The sequence below is a fragment of the Actinophytocola oryzae genome, from assembly GCF_004364325.1.
Lineage (GTDB): Bacteria > Actinomycetota > Actinomycetes > Mycobacteriales > Pseudonocardiaceae > Actinophytocola > Actinophytocola oryzae.
The window spans coordinates 25,213-39,591 of record NZ_SOCP01000016.1 but is presented as its reverse complement, the minus strand read 5'-3'; the positions used below and the strand labels follow the sequence as shown (position 1 = coordinate 39,591).

The 14,379-nt window shown below is 70.9% G+C and carries 10 protein-coding genes; 2 read left to right on the top strand and 8 right to left on the bottom strand.

The window, feature by feature from the left end; translation table 11 throughout:
- Nucleotides 1-3: 3 nt before the first annotated feature.
- Complete coding sequence (locus CLV71_RS48825; protein ID WP_208297885.1) at nt 4-903, top strand: DinB family protein; 900 nt, start codon at nt 4-6, stop codon at nt 901-903.
- A 31-nt stretch (nt 904-934) separates the two neighbouring features.
- On the opposite strand, the gene CLV71_RS33995 is transcribed toward CLV71_RS48825, so the two are convergent.
- Genes CLV71_RS33995 through CLV71_RS33985 form a run of 3 tightly spaced genes read right to left on the bottom strand, consistent with a single transcriptional unit; the run spans nt 935 to nt 2,477 of the window.
- Nucleotides 935-1,282, bottom strand: coding sequence for a hypothetical protein (locus CLV71_RS33995; RefSeq protein ID WP_133907005.1), 348 nt, complete (start codon nt 1,280-1,282; stop codon nt 935-937).
- On the bottom strand, nt 1,279-2,151 hold the full coding sequence (locus CLV71_RS33990; protein ID WP_133907004.1) for a hypothetical protein: 873 nt from the start codon (nt 2,149-2,151) through the stop codon (nt 1,279-1,281). The genes CLV71_RS33995 and CLV71_RS33990 overlap by 4 nt, the downstream gene beginning before the upstream one ends.
- Nucleotides 2,148-2,477 (bottom strand): hypothetical protein, encoded by a 330-nt coding sequence (locus CLV71_RS33985; RefSeq protein WP_133907003.1) that lies wholly within the window; start codon nt 2,475-2,477, stop codon nt 2,148-2,150. The genes CLV71_RS33990 and CLV71_RS33985 overlap by 4 nt, the downstream gene beginning before the upstream one ends.
- Nucleotides 2,478-2,634: 157 nt before the next feature.
- Between CLV71_RS33985 and CLV71_RS33980 the strand changes: the two genes are divergently transcribed.
- A complete protein-coding gene (locus CLV71_RS33980; protein ID WP_166664376.1) occupies nt 2,635-5,229 on the top strand; it encodes a BTAD domain-containing putative transcriptional regulator in 2,595 nt (864 codons plus the stop codon).
- A 49-nt stretch (nt 5,230-5,278) separates the two neighbouring features.
- On the opposite strand, the gene CLV71_RS33975 is transcribed toward CLV71_RS33980, so the two are convergent.
- From CLV71_RS33975 to CLV71_RS33955, 5 genes are all read right to left on the bottom strand, one after another.
- Nucleotides 5,279-8,074: an alpha/beta hydrolase gene (locus CLV71_RS33975; RefSeq protein ID WP_133907001.1), complete on the bottom strand. Its 2,796-nt coding sequence runs from the start codon at nt 8,072-8,074 to the stop codon at nt 5,279-5,281.
- Nucleotides 8,075-8,306: 232 nt separating this feature from the next.
- Nucleotides 8,307-11,423, bottom strand: a complete 3,117-nt coding sequence (locus CLV71_RS33970) for an NACHT domain-containing protein (protein ID WP_133907000.1) — start codon at nt 11,421-11,423, stop codon at nt 8,307-8,309.
- Between the two features lie 492 nt (nt 11,424-11,915).
- Entirely contained in the window at nt 11,916-12,260 is a 345-nt protein-coding gene (locus tag CLV71_RS33965; RefSeq protein ID WP_133906999.1) for a hypothetical protein, read from the bottom strand.
- Between the two features lie 65 nt (nt 12,261-12,325).
- On the bottom strand, nt 12,326-12,787 hold the full coding sequence (locus tag CLV71_RS33960; protein WP_133906998.1) for a hypothetical protein: 462 nt from the start codon (nt 12,785-12,787) through the stop codon (nt 12,326-12,328).
- Nucleotides 12,788-12,926: 139 nt separating this feature from the next.
- On the bottom strand, nt 12,927-14,378 hold the full coding sequence (locus CLV71_RS33955; protein WP_133906997.1) for a PKD domain-containing protein: 1,452 nt from the start codon (nt 14,376-14,378) through the stop codon (nt 12,927-12,929).
- Nucleotide 14,379: the final 1 nt, after the last annotated feature.

Below are 14,379 nucleotides of genomic sequence, written 5' to 3'. Positions count from 1 at the left end.
CAGGTGCACGGACCGACCGAGCTGGAACGCGTCAGGCAGGACTTGCTCGACGCGGTGGACTTCGCGTTCCGCCGGCTGCGTGAACGCGTCGGCGGGCTCACCGACGAGGAGTACTTCTGGGAGCCCGTCGACGGCTGCTGGTCGGTGCGGGCGACCGAGGACGGCACGTTCCGCGCCGACGGCTCACCCGTGCCGCCCGCACCGGCGCCGTTGACGACCATCGCGTGGCGGCTGTGCCACATCATCGACGTGCTCGCGGGCGAGCGGAACGCGACCTGGCTCGGTGTCGAGCCGACGGGACGTCTCGACCGCGACGGTGAGCCCGGCACGGCCGCCGAGGCGACCGACCGGCTCGAGCAGGCGTTCACGCTGTTCCGGACCCACGTCGCGGCCACCGACCCGGCCGGGCTGACCGCGGCGATGGGGTCGGTCGCCGGCGTGTACGCCGACGACACGCGGGCGGCCTTCGTGCTCCACGAGCTGGACGAGCTGGTCCACCACGGCGCCGAGGTCGCGACCATGCGGGACCTCTACCAGGCGACCCGGCCGGTCGAGCCGTTCGTGCGGGCCTGCCTGGACGCGGACGCCTCGGCCGCCCGGTCGATGCTGGCGGCGGACCCCGCGCTGCGCGACCGGCATGCCGGACTGGTCGCGCAGATGGCGGGCAGGCAGCACTGGCCCTCGGTCCGGCTCCTCGTCGACCTCGGCTTCGAGGTCGACGTCTCCGCCGGTACCAGCGCGCTGCACTACGCCGCCGGGGCCGGTGCGCTGCCGGTAGTGCGGCTGCTCGTCGAGCACGGCGCGGACCGCGACGCGCTCGACACCCAGTTCCACCTGGACCCGGCGGGCTGGGCTCGCTACTTCGGCCGGGACGACGTCGCCCGCTTCCTCGAACAGGACTGACCGGGCGCCGTACTGAGCGACCCCTCGACGCTCAGTCGCGACGCAGCGGCGAGTCCGCCGGCTCCTCGTCGAGGTCGTCGGGCAGCGCCGCGGCCTGTCGCGTCGCCATGCTCGCGGCCCGTGCGGCCGCGACGTCCTCGTCCGCCCAGAGCTCGCCCGCGGCCAGGTCGTACCAGCAGAGCTCCCCGGTACCGACCCGCTCCACGACCCGCCGCCACTCCGGCGCCGCGTCCGGGCCGGTGGCGAACTCCCGCCACCGCTCGGCCTCGGCGCGCAGCCGCCCCTCGGTCCGCCGCCGGACCTCCGCCACCGTCCGGTCCGCCGCCGCGAGGTCGGCGTCGACCACGTCGTCCAACGCGTCCAGGTCCACTCGTGTCACCTCGTTGCCACGTCGACGGGTTGGGCGATCTGGTCGAGCTGCCGCTGCGCGGACGCGGCCTGCTTGTCGGCGTCCGCCCTGGCCTTCTTCGCCTTGTCCCTGCCCTCGCCGAACTGCTTGGCGATCTCCGCCGCCTTGCTCGTCGAGTCCACCTCGGGGATGCCCGCCACCGCCTGCACCATCGCCTGGACGCCCTCGAAGTAGTCGGTCACGTCCGTGACGAGCTTGGTGAGGGTCTGGTGCAGGGTCCGCACCTGGTTCACCAGCTCGACGATCTCCTCGACGTCGGAGATGTAGGGCGCCTTGTCGAAGCCGCTCGCGACCCACTCGACGATCGACCACACCGTGCCGAACCCGGGGATCATCTTCCCGAACAGCTTGATGATCTTGTCGATGACGATGTTCAGCAGCGTGACGCACTTCTGGGCGATCCTGACCGACAGCTCGGACAGCTTGTCGAAGCCCTTCCCGACGTAGTCGCAGCCCTTCTCGGCCGCGTACATGCCCGCCCCGAACACGACGTCGACGTGGCTCGCGAAGGCGGTCGCCGCCTTGCCCTTCCAGTCGCTCGTGACCAGCTGCACCGACGTCCTGACCAGGTTCGTCTGCACCGTCCGGAGCATCGTGCCGCAGTCGGCCCACGCCTGGCCGTTGGCCTTGATGCGGCTGTAGTCCCCGGCGAGCGGCCGCACGAGGTAGTCGTAGAGCCCCTGGTCCCCGAACCCGAGCAGGTCGCCGAACTGGGACACCACCCAGTCGACGGCCTGCCCCGCGAAGCGCTTGTCGTCCTTGAGGATCGCGTTGATGTCGCCGGGCTGCGGGTTGATCGGCGCCGCCGTGACCGGGACCGGGTTGTGGTACTCGGTCATGACGCCGACGTCTCCCTCGGCGAGTCCTGGATCCTGGTCTGGTTCTCGTGGTCGACGTGCTGGTAGTCGTCGGCGGTCGCGATCAGGGCGTCACCCATCACGTTGAGCCGCTGCTGCGCGATGTCGCAGACCCTGCCGACCTGCTCACGCAGGAAGCGCATGGCGATCGTGAGCGGCTCGAGCAGGCCCGTGAACCCGGCCTCGTCGCACCCCTGCCGCGTCGCCTGGTTCCTGACCGTCGTCCCGATGTCCTGGCTCGACGGCTCGTGCCGCAGGTAGAGCGCGTAGTTCCGCAGCTCGTCCGCGACGACGTCTATGTCCGCCATCCCCTGGTGTCTCCCCCCGGCTCGGTTCCCCTGACCCGGAGGAGCAAAGCCGAAACCACTCACAGGCCGCTGTCACATGGGTGACACTGGACGGATGGCACTGGACTTCCGGATACTCGGTCCGGTTGAGGCCACTGTGGATGGAACGCCCGTTTCGGTGACGGGTCAACCGCTGACACTGCTCGGCGGACTGCTCGTGCACGCCAACACCACGGTGTCGATCGGCCGGATCGAACAGTGGCTGTGGGACAGCGACGACACCGCGCCGAAACGGGCGAAGAACGCGATCCAGACGTATGTCATGCGGCTGCGGCGGGCGTTCGGCGACGACCGCGTCGTCCGCACGGTGGCCGGCGGGTACCGGGTGGACGCCGACGAGTCGAGCCTGGACCTGCTGCGGTTCGAGTCGCTCGTGGCCCGCGGCGACGCGCGGTCGCTGACCGAGGCGGTCGAGCTGTGGCGTGGCCCGGCACTGGCGGGCGTCACGTCCGACGCGCTGGAGCGCGACGAGGTGCCCCGGCTCGTCGAGCAGCACCTCGACGCGTGGGAGCGGCTGGTCGACACCCTGCTCGCGAAGGGCGAGACGCCGGTCGGCGAGCTGCGCAGGCTCACCGCCGCGCACCCGCTGCGCGAGCGGTTCTGGGAGCAGCTCGTGCTCGCGCTGCACCGGTCCGGCAGGCAGGCCGACGCGCTGGCCGCGTACCGCAGGGCCGCCGCCGTGCTCGCCGAGGAGACCGGTCTGGACCCGGGCCCCGCACTGCGTGCGCTGCAGGAGCGGGTGCTGGCCGGTGACGTCCTCGTCTCGCCGACGGCCGCCCCGGCGACCGACGGCCGGGTCGTCCCGCACCAGCTGCCCAACGACGTCGTCGGCTTCACCGGCCGGGTCGCCGAGCTGGCCGCGCTGCCCACCGACCCCGGGCTGGTCGTGGTCGAGGGCACGGCAGGCGTGGGCAAGACGTCGCTGGTGGTGCACCTCGCGCACCGGGTCGCGGACGCGTTCCCCGACGGGCAGGTCTACCTGAACCTGCGTGGCTACGGGCCGGGCGAGCCGAGGGAGCGGCACTCGTCGCTGGACCTGCTGTTGCAGTCGGTCGGCTTGCGGCCCGACCAGCTCCCGGCGGACGTGGGCGCGCGGGAGTCGCTGTGGCGTTCCCGCACCACCGGTCGTCGGATGATCGTCGTGCTGGACAACGCACGCAGCACCACCCAGGTCCGTCCGCTGCTGCCGGGCCCGGGCAGCCTCGTGCTGGTGACGAGCCGCACCGAACTACGCGGCCTGGTGGCCCGCGAGGGCGCCCGCAGGCTGACCCTGACCCGCATGGCGCGGGACGACGCCCGTGCGCTGCTGGCCGAGGCGGTCGGCGAGGAGCGGGTGGGGGCCGACCCGGCGGGTGCGGACGAGTTCCTGGCCCGCTGCGCCCACCTGCCCCTGGCCATCCGCGTGCTGGGGGAGCGTGCCAGCCGCTTCGGGTCGATGCCGCTGTCGAGGTTCCTGTCCGAGTTCCTGCCCGCGGGCCTGTCGGGCTTCGACCTGTCCGACGACGACGAGACGGACCTGCGCGCGGTGTTCGCACCGTCCTACGAGGCACTGTGCGAGTCGGCGGCCCTGCTGTTCCGGCTGCTCGGCGGGCACCCGGGCCCCGACTTCGGCGTGGGGGTGGCCTGCGGGCTGCTCGGCGAGTCGGCGGAGCGCGCGAGGTTCCTGCTCGGCGAGCTGGTCCGCGCGCACCTGCTGGAACAGCTCGAGCCCCACCGCTACCAGTTCCACGACCTGCTGCGGGAGTACGCGGCGGAGCTGCTCGGCGACGAGGGCGCCACCGCGGCACTGGACTGGTACACGGGTGCCGCACTCGCGGCGTTCCAGCTGTTCTACCCGCACAGCAACCTGGCGGGCATCGACATCGAGCCGACCGTGGAACTGGGGGACAGCCAGGCCGCCACGGAGTGGTTCGAGCGCGAGTGGGGCAACGCGGTCGCCGGGGTGCGCTACGCGGCGGCTCACGGTCACGACCGCCAGGCATGGCAGCTGACCCGGCTGCTGCAGCCGTTCCTGGGTGCGGCAGGCAACCTCACCGACCTGCTGGCGACCCACACGGCGGGCCTGGCGGCGGCCCGCAGGCTGAACGACCCCCACGCGATCGGCTACATGGTCAACGGCCTGGGAGTGGTGAGGGCTCGGCTTGGCCGGTACGGCGAGGCCATCGAGTGCTTCGAGGAGCGCGTCACCATCGCACGGCGCCTCGGCGACCGGGCCGGGGAGCGGGCGGCGCTGGACAACCTCATCCTTCCCTACCAACGTGTGGGCCGGTACCGCGCGGCCCTGCGTGCGGCACGCCAGGCGATGCTGGCCGGCCGGGCCGCGACCCCCGACAAGCGCGCGATCACGTTGAACAACCTGGCCGAGGCCTACCTGTTGGCGGGGCGCCCCGACCGGGCGGTGACCGAGGCGGCGCGTGCGTACGACCAGGTCCCGCACGGCGCGTCGTCGCGGGTACTGGGCCTGGCCTACGAGGCCCTGGGTGAGCTCCCGACCAGTGCCGACCACCTGACCCGGGCGATCGCCTTCTTCCACGACAAGGGCGCGGAACTGGACGAGGCGGAGTCGTTGCGGCTGCTGGGCAGGGTCCGTCGCCGCCTTGGCGACGCACAGGGCGCCGAGAAGGCCCTGACAGCGGCCATGACCCGCTACCGACGCCTGGGCTACGCCGAAGCGGACCAGATCCTGGCCGAACTGCTCCACCCCGCACCGTGACCGCCGGAACCGGCGCGGGAAGGTCGTTCCCGCGCCGGTTCCCGCTGAATCAGCGGAACACGACCGTCGCCGTGGTCGTGTGGCGGGAACCCGCGCCGGTGGCGGAGACCTGTGCCCTGCCGCGCGGGGTGTCGGCGGGGACGGTGGTCGTGAGGGTGACCCGTCCCCGTGCGTCGGCGGCCGTGCGGCCGAGGGAGGTCGACGCCAGGCGGAAGTCGACGCTCTCGCCGGGGCGGTAGCCGCCTGCGGACAGGGTGGTCGGGCGGCCTGCGGTGGTGCCGACGACCTCCAGCCGGCCCGGGGCCCTCGCGTACTCGGCGCACACGTCCCCCGGCACGCCGACCTCGGGTGCCGGCGTGCCGGTGGTGACGCCGTCGTCCTCGCGGACGGTGAGGGTGCCGAAACCGTTGTCGCCCATCACCGCGCCGGACACGTTGGTCGCGGAGACCTTGAACGACGTGGTCGGGGTGGCGCTCGGCAGTGTGTCGCCGTAGGTCGGGACCGGCACGGCCACGCACGTCTGGCCGGGGGCGAAGGTCACCTTGCGCATGGTGACGCCCGCCCTGCCGGTGGCGGCCCCGAACACGCTGACGTACGCGACGACCGGGTGCCCGACCCGCTCCGAGAGCACGGCCGCGACCTCGGTGGTCCCGGCTGCCGAACCCTCCTCGACGTTGGCGGGCACCACGTCGACGGTCGCCTGCCGCGCGGGCACGCGTGCGCCGACCGCGCGGTTCTCCACCGACAGGTCGGACAGGTAGACACCGCCGGTCGGGGCGCCCGCGGTGAACCGCACCTCGCGGAGGTCGCCGGTGTCCAGTCCGGACAGTGCCCGCACCGGGATCGTCACCTGCTGCAGGATCACCTTGCGCAGCCACGGGGAGCTGACGCCGGGCATGCGGGTCACCGCCGCGGGGTTGAGTGCCGTGACCGGCGAGGACCACGTGCGTCCCCTGCGGTCGACGACGGTGACGGTGAGGTCGGTCGCGGTGGACACGGTCTCGTCGGCGGCCATCTTCACGGACAGTTGCTGAAAGCGACGGACGTCGCGGGCGGCCGGCGGCACGGCGACGGTCACGCGTCCGCTCGGCGAGGTCCACCGCAGGTGCAGCATCGGCGAGGACGGGCTGTCGAACGCCCACGTGGCGGGCGACCAGTGCGGCACGGCCGCCTGGTTGAGCGTGGTCGTGCAGAACGGCATCGGCTGGGGCACCGTGACCCCGCCGTCGCCGCCCATGCTCGCACACACCTCGGCGGTGGCGTCACCGGCGGCGCGGACGGCGCCGTCGGGACGTTCGAACGTCGTGATGTCCACCCGCGACCGCGCGGGCTGGGTCGCCGTCGAGGTGATGTGCGCGAACGACGTCGACGGCACCATCACGTTCGAACCGTCGAACAGCGGCAGGAACGCCTTCTCACCGCCGAGCGTCAGCCGGAAGAAGCCCGCCAGGTAGGTGGTGCCGACCTGCATCTGCTGGGCGGGGGTCAGCCGCGTCGTGGTGGGGGAGGCGGGAGCGCAGACGGGGTCGTCGGCACCCGAGGCGGCGAGCCAGTCGTCGCCGGTGCCCGCGGGCCAGCCGCCCGGCGTCCAGACGGAGTTGAAGAAGTTGTGGTTGCCGCCCATCACGAGGACGGCCGAGCGGAGCACGTCGTCGGCGAAGCCGTGCCGTGAGTCGTCGACGATGTGCTGGCCCATCAGGTTCTCCACGTCACCGTCGCAGTAGGGCAGCACCGTCGCCGTCGCCACGTTCGGCAGGGAGATGCGGTCGTAGTCGACCGGCGCGAGCGGGAGCACGGCCCTGATCCCGAACTGCCTGCCGACGGGGAGCGCGTCGTTGAGCGTCGAGGCGGCCACCACACCCTCGCCGCCGCGTGAGTGGCCCATGATGCCGATGTCGCGGAGGTCGAGCCGGCCCCTCAGCGCGGCGGGCGTGAGGTCACCGGTGAGCGCGGCGCGGAGGTCGACGTCGCGGTCGGTGAACGCGTCGTGGAAGACGACGGGTGTGCCTGCGTCGGCCTTCCTCAGCATCTCCAGGGTGTCCAGGATCAGCTGACCGCGTGCCTGCGCGCCGTAGTCGGCGGCGAGCTGGTTGTCGTTGGCGTTGATCGCGTTGGCGGACACGGAGATCACGGCGTAGCCGTTGCTCGCGAGCGCGCGGGCGGGCGCCTCGTAGCCGAGGTAGCTGGGGATCGTGAAGCGTTGCTCGGGGCTGTCCGGGGTGGCGCGGCACGGCCAGCGCGCGGGGTTGGCGGCGCCGGACCCGTAGCAGGAGGTGTGGCGGCCGTGCATGAAGACCACGACCGGAACGCGGCCACGGCCGGCGGGCAGGTAGAGCTTGCCGGTCATCTCGCCTCGGAGGCCGCCGATGTTGAGCATCGGGACCGCCTGGTCGCCGAAGTCGTACACGGCCTCCGCGACCCGGTACGGGCCGGGGGTCGACGGGTCGGTGCGCAACGTCTCGGGCGTGAGCCGGGGGAGGTCGGTCCGTGGCGTGGTCGCGCGCCGGGCGGCGGGCTCTGGTTCCGGGCCGAAGGCGTCGGTCGTGACGGTCCCCGCGCCCGCCACCGACGGGTCGTTGGTGACGAGCGAGAGCGACCGGCCGTCGGCGGACTCGGTGGCAGGACCCAATAATCGACCGTCGACCGACAGCGTCGGGGCGCCCGAGGTGACGGGAAGGTCCCGGTCCAGGCGGAGGGTCACCCGGAACCCGCCCGCGACACGGGTGACGGTCCACTGTGTGCCCGCGGCCACCGTGGTGTCGGGCGCCGCGGCGGCGGTACCTCCGGGGACGGACAGGCCGAGCACCACGGCCACGACCGCGGCGATGCGTCTTGATCTGGTCAAGTCTGGCTGCCTCACTCGAAACGGGCCTCGCGCCCAAGCCACAGTGGAGCCTCGGCGGCTGCCGAGCGATCGGCAGCGTATGGCCGGCTTGTGAAAAAATCCAGCAGATCCTGTTGCTGGGTTGTTTCATACCGCTACGAGAGCCCGAATGACGACCGTCTGCTGGTCCGGTGGGAAGACGGGACTGGTCCGGTCGGGTCCGCACCGGACCGTCGTCGATGATCACCGGCCGTCACCGGTCCGACGCCGTCCACTTCTCGATCTTGTAGGTGGGGGTCCCGGTCGCGTGGACCATCAGTTGATAGGCGTTCTCGGCAACGCGATCCGTGGCGACCCGGAGGTCCGAGCCCCTGACCACGTCGGCGTACGCCCGAGCCGGCGACGTGTCCGCGCCGGGGTAGTAGAAGGTCTGATAAGGAATGCCGGGTTGCTTCTTCAGATAGTCAGCCAGTGCCCTTTCCGTGACGAACCCGGTGAGATCGGGCAAGCAGTTGGAGTGGTACACGACCCATTCCGACCTGTCCGGCGGCATCTCGGAGAAGTTCGGTCCCACATCCAGGCCGCTGTATGAACAGTCGTCGTAGGTCGGAGCATCGTCGCGGATTTCGGACCAGGGTGTACCGGACGAGGTGGCCACCGAGAGCATGTGTTCCAACACTACCGGCGTCTGTGGGGACCTTCCGTACACGTAGGCGTCGAACGGAAGGTCGTTGTGAACCATCAGGCTCACGTCGGTGTCGGGCTCCGGGTACATCACTCGCGCCCTGACCGGTGTGCGGGTGCGTGAGCTGAAGTCGGCCTGGAGGCCGAGGGCGACGGACCGATGGGCGTCGGCGGTCTCGACGACCATGGCCACGGTCGGGTGTCCCCGCAGCGCGCTCTCGTGTTGCGCGAGGGCGGTCCCGACGATGATCGACCGCGTCCGCTCACTCGGTGCCGTCCCGAGCCGAAGGAACACCGCGACCGTCTGGTGCTCGGCAGAGGTCCGCGCCGCGCGATTCTCCTTCAGCAGCAGGCCGATCTCCGGGTACGTGGCGGCCATCCCGTTCAGCACGGTCTCCGGGACGACCCCGACGCACTCGTCGACGCCACCGCTGACCCGGCGCTGGTCGACCTCGCTGCCGGTCGAGAACGCCGGCGCACACCGCAGATGGTTGTACGTGACCAGGGTGACGACTCCGGTGGCGGCGAGCGCCATCACCGCGGCGGCGGCGACCACCCGGCGCCGGCGGGTCGGGTGACGTGTCGGACCGGAGTGTGGGTCGGACTCGTCCTCCGATGGCAGGGCGAGTCGTTGCTGCAGCCGGACATGCCGGAACTGGTAGGTGCCGCCGGACTGGCGCAGCAGGCCCAGCTTCCTGGAGTCGGCGAGGAACGCCAGGAGGCGCCACGGCAGCCGCCCGGTGGCCGCGAGGACGACCCTGGCGACGACGAACCGCGGCCACGCCCTGGTCGACAACGTCAGCGACGCCACGCTGAGGAACGGCACGACGGCCACGGTCCCGATCATCGGCCACACGCCGTCGATGTCCAGCTCTTCGGCGGGGCTCGGGAACTCGGCGACTCCCACGAGTCCGTACGACCCGGCGACGCCCTGGCTGAGCACGTTGCCCAGGAACAGCATCGTGACCAGGAACGGCCAGACGAGAGCCGCCGCGACGAGGCCGGCCACCGCGGCGCCGACGATCGAGGCGGTGCGGTCCCGCCGCACGAAGTCCAGCGGGGTGGCCTTGTCCGCGTGGTCGGGGATCGCGTCCAGCCAGTGGTGGGCGGCGACCGCGCAACCCACCACGCAGAGCACGGTGACGCCGATGCCCACGCCCGTTCCGAAGGCCTGGACGGTGGAGAAGGCGACGTCCTCGATGAGGAAGACGGTGACGACGATGATCAGTACGGGTACGCCGACGAGCGAGACGAGGGCCGCGCCGGTGCGGAAGCCGCGGCGCAGTCGGTCAAGGGAGCCGTCCCGCACGAAGCCGACCCTGCCGGGCGTCCGGCCGGACGAGCAGTACCAGAGCATCGTCGTCAGAACGGCCAGGAGGACGCCTGCCGTGATTCCGATCGACGAGCTCTGGCCGGGCTCCGTCATGCCCGTCACCGCCGAGACGACCCCGATGGCCAGACCCACCACCGCGCCTGCGGCGATGCCCAGGATCGGGGCGACCCAGGCCGAGAGGAGCCGGTCGGCGAGTAGCCACCAGGCCAGGTCCCGTTCCCGGTGGTCGTGCAGGTGGCGGGCGAGGAAGGTCAACCACTGCCGGCCCTCGTCGCTACTCCACCGGCTCGTTCCGCCGCGCTGGAGGTCCGGCGCGAACGCGGTGTCGATCGTGCGGTCCAGCAGGTGGTTCTCGACGCTGTGCCGGCTCGGGAACCGCTGTGGGTCGACCAGTTCGGCAGGGTCGCCACCGTGTCGGTAGCCGGCCACCGCGAGGGAGATCATCAGCGGGGTGGACAGTGCGGCCGCGACGGGACCGTCGGGTGCGCCGCGAAGGCTGTCGAACACCGTCGTCCAGGACGTGGCGGGAGGCCAGTCGGGCACGGCGGCGAGATGGACGACGACGTCCCCGACCCCGATCGGCGCGATGCGTTGCACGGGAGCGTGGCGCAACGCGGGCGAACCCGCCTCGATGAGGTCGTCGTACTCGACTGCCCGGCAGGTCACCACGATCGGTCGTTCCGCACCGACCGCGGCGTTGATCCGGTGTATCGCGTGCAGGCGGGCCACCTCGGGGATCTCGTCCAGCCCGTCGAGGATCGGCAGCACGAGCCCTCGGTTCAGCAGCATCCTCGGCGTGTCGGTCCGGCCGTTGTAGTACGCCCCGGCCAGCGTGTGCACGAGCCAGTCGTCCAGCGGTTCGCGGACCGGGTCCCACGACGAGGCGGACAGCAGTACCGGCACCTGTCCGCCCTCGGTGCGATCGCTCGCCAACCCGATGGCCAGCATCATCGCCAGGACCGTCTTGCCGGACCCCGGCTCACCCAGCATCACGAGGCGTCCGCTGCGGATCTCCCGATAGGTTTCGGCCAACCGCCGGGAAGCCTCGTCGAACCGGCCGTCCATGCGCCCGGTCGACCACGTCAACGGCAACACCCTGGGATCACGCAGTTTGCGCGACCCCGCCTCCTCCCACCATTCGGCGAGCACGGTGTTCGTGAGGTCGGCGGCCAACTCCTCCGCACTCCGCGTCGACCGTTTCGGCGGAAGGAGAGCCACGAGGGCGACGATCAACGCACCCAGACCGACAAAGGCGGAAACGACACTGGCCAGGACGTCATTGTGCTCGGCGCCATGGCCGACCATCATGATCGCCACCACGACGAACAACAGGCCGACAAATGCCACCACCACGGCCAGCACCCGCCGCACCGGAATATTTCGCAACAGTCACACTCCGATTGATCACTCAACCCCAGGTTGCGCGGCACCACGATACTCAGCCTGCTTCCGGGCGAGTCACGCCCTACGCCGCCTCATTGAACGATCGCGACCGTCATCAGCTGAATGAGCCTGCTCTACGATCAAGTGCCGCCAATCTGGACAAGGAGGACCATGGCCCGCCTACCCGACCTCGCACGTTTCCAGGCGGGTACCCGTCGGGACAGCCAACTACCAGCGCGACGTACTGCCTGAGATCCCGGCGATCACCAACAGGCACCCCGGTGAAGCTCTGTGAGAGAGGCCGGATCAACTGGCGAGTGCAAATCGCCGCTCTGGCCAGGATGCGGTTGGTGGAGACTCACGCCATCCATCCGAGCATCACGTTCCTGATGTACCTCGGCAGTAGGTCAGGAAGGGAACAGGGCGCAAACAGCCCAATCGTCGGCGAACAAAGCGATGAGGTCAGCTACTCGGCAGCCTGTCCGGGCAGTCTGCTTCGGTCCAGATCGAAATCAACTCACGACTGACGACGATGAGCGATCCGTCGAGGAAGCCGATTTCGCGGCTGCATCCGTGCTCGTGGGGCAGAATCTCATCCAACGTGACCGCACCGAAGCTGGCCCAGTCGGACTGGTTGTCCGCGTCCAGGCTGAGACTGCCGACGCCGACATAGCGAAGGCTCAGGTCTTCTTCGTGCTTCCAGCAGTTGTGGCGGAAGCCAGGCAGAAGACGCCGACCAGAGTGGGGCAACAGATCAAGATATCCATCGGGATCAAGGAAGTTGCCCGTCCCGGTCGCCTCCACCATGACATGTTTCCTCCGCTGGTCAACCCACCCCACGACGAGCAGCGCGACCCTCGGGCGGCGGATGGTCACCGCTGACCGGGGCCGGCTGATCCACTCGGAACCGACCTGTACGCGCGGCCTGGCAGGAGCAGCACCGAGACGAACAGCAACAGGGTGCCGCCTGCCGCGTTCGTCAACCCCTGGTGGAACTGGTCGAACGCGGTCGCCCCGCGGCTCTGCTCGAGGAGGAACAGGCCTGCCGTGGCCAGTCCGACCAGCATGGCGAGTGCCACCACGACACGAACTCCGGTGCCCACGCCGACGAGCGCCAGCACGGCCGCGACCGCCAACGGCACGAACAACGACGCCAACGGCTCGGTCGCATCGGAACCGAGCCGCTGCCACAGGGCGTCGAGCGGGATGTCGATGCCGTCCCGGCGGTCGGCCCACTCGCCGAACGCGCTCGACACCAGCGCCGTCGCACCGGCGAGCGAGCAGAGCACGGCTGCGACGAGGCGGACCGTTCGCCTGCGGGAACCTGTTTCCACTGGTCGTGCTCCTCTGCAGCCCGGTCGACCTGATCGCCTCGACCGTGACTGTTCCGCACCGCCGACCCGTGGACCATCTGCCGAAAGGCAGATTGTCGGAGAGTGTGCGGGAGCCGGCCCGGCCCCCGCACACCTGCGGTCAGCTCGTCGCGGGGCGCACCCTGGTCGCCGGCGCGATCACCGTGTTGTCGGACGGCAGCGCGTCGCGGACACCGCCTGCCTCGGCGACCGCCTTGAACACCACGGTGCCTTCCGCGAGGTCGGCGTCGGTGAACGTGTAGTCGAACGTGAACCGTGTCGTGCGACCCGCTTGGGCGGGCACCGGTCCGGTGAGCGCCCTGACCGCTTGGTAACCCGTCGAGTCGCCCCGGTAGAGGGTGACCGTCACGTTCTCGGCGTAGCGGGTGTTCGCCACGTCGACCGACACCTGCCTGGTCATCCCGACCCGGCCCGTGGCCGGCGCGGCGAAGCCCGTGACCGCGACGTCGTGCGTGCGGACCGACACGACCTTGCTGATCGTGGCCGTACGCCCGCCCGACCCCCGGATGTCCAACCGGACCGTGTAGTCGCCGTCGGCGGTGTACCGGTGGTACACATAGGACGATTGGGGATGGGCCACCGTGCCGTCACCGAGATCCAGCTCCTCGATGCTGGTCCCGTCGCCCTCGGGATCCCAGGAGTACCCGTCGAACCGGACGTCGTCGAACACGGACGGCGCCGCGGGGGACACCTGCAGATTCGGCTCCAGTGGACGTGCCGGCCACACGCCGAAACTCAGGTCCCTCGCACCCGTGCCCGCCGCGGTGAACTGGAGGTACACCGTGCGGTTCGCGTCGAAGCGGACCACGTTCTGGCCGGCGATGCACGCCACCTCGGTCAGGTCGGCGAGCGACGTGCCCGTGTATGCCCCGACGCGCGGGGTGTAGTTGCCGCCGAACGAGTCCGCGTCCACCACGAACGCCCCGCTCTCCTCGGGCGTGAAGCTGTACCAGACCGACGGCGAACCCGGGTTGAGGTCACAGCTCGCCGACGGCTCGCCTGCCTCGGACGTCGCCGCGGCCAGCGTGAGACGACTGGTGAACGGCAGCGTGCCGATGGGCTGCGCGGCGTCGAAGTGGTCGTTGACCGGCGGTGGCACGACCGCCGCGGAGAACTGGACCCGGGAGTACCAGTCGGCTCCCGCGAGCACCACGTAGTAGGTGGTACCGGCATGTGCCGGGAAGCTTCTCGGGTACCAGTCGGTGGCACACGTCCCCGGGACGAACCGCAGCGCGCCCCTGGAGCCGGTGAAGATCGCGCTGGTCATGGTGTTGTCCGTGTCGAACCGCAGCGTGACGTCCTCGGTCGCGGTGTAGGAGTACCAGACCGTTCGGTCGCCCGGCGCGATGCAACGGTCCGGGTCGTCGGGTGCGGCGCTCGCCTGTGGCAGGTCGACGTTCTCGGTGAACGGCAGGGTCAGTTCGGTTGCGTTGTCGATGTCGTCGTTGGACGGCGGCTCGGCGTGCGCCACCCCGGGCAGCAGCACCGCGACCACCGCGGCGACGATCGCCACCACTGCGGCGCGGGTGGGGCGGATCAGGTTCGGTCGCATG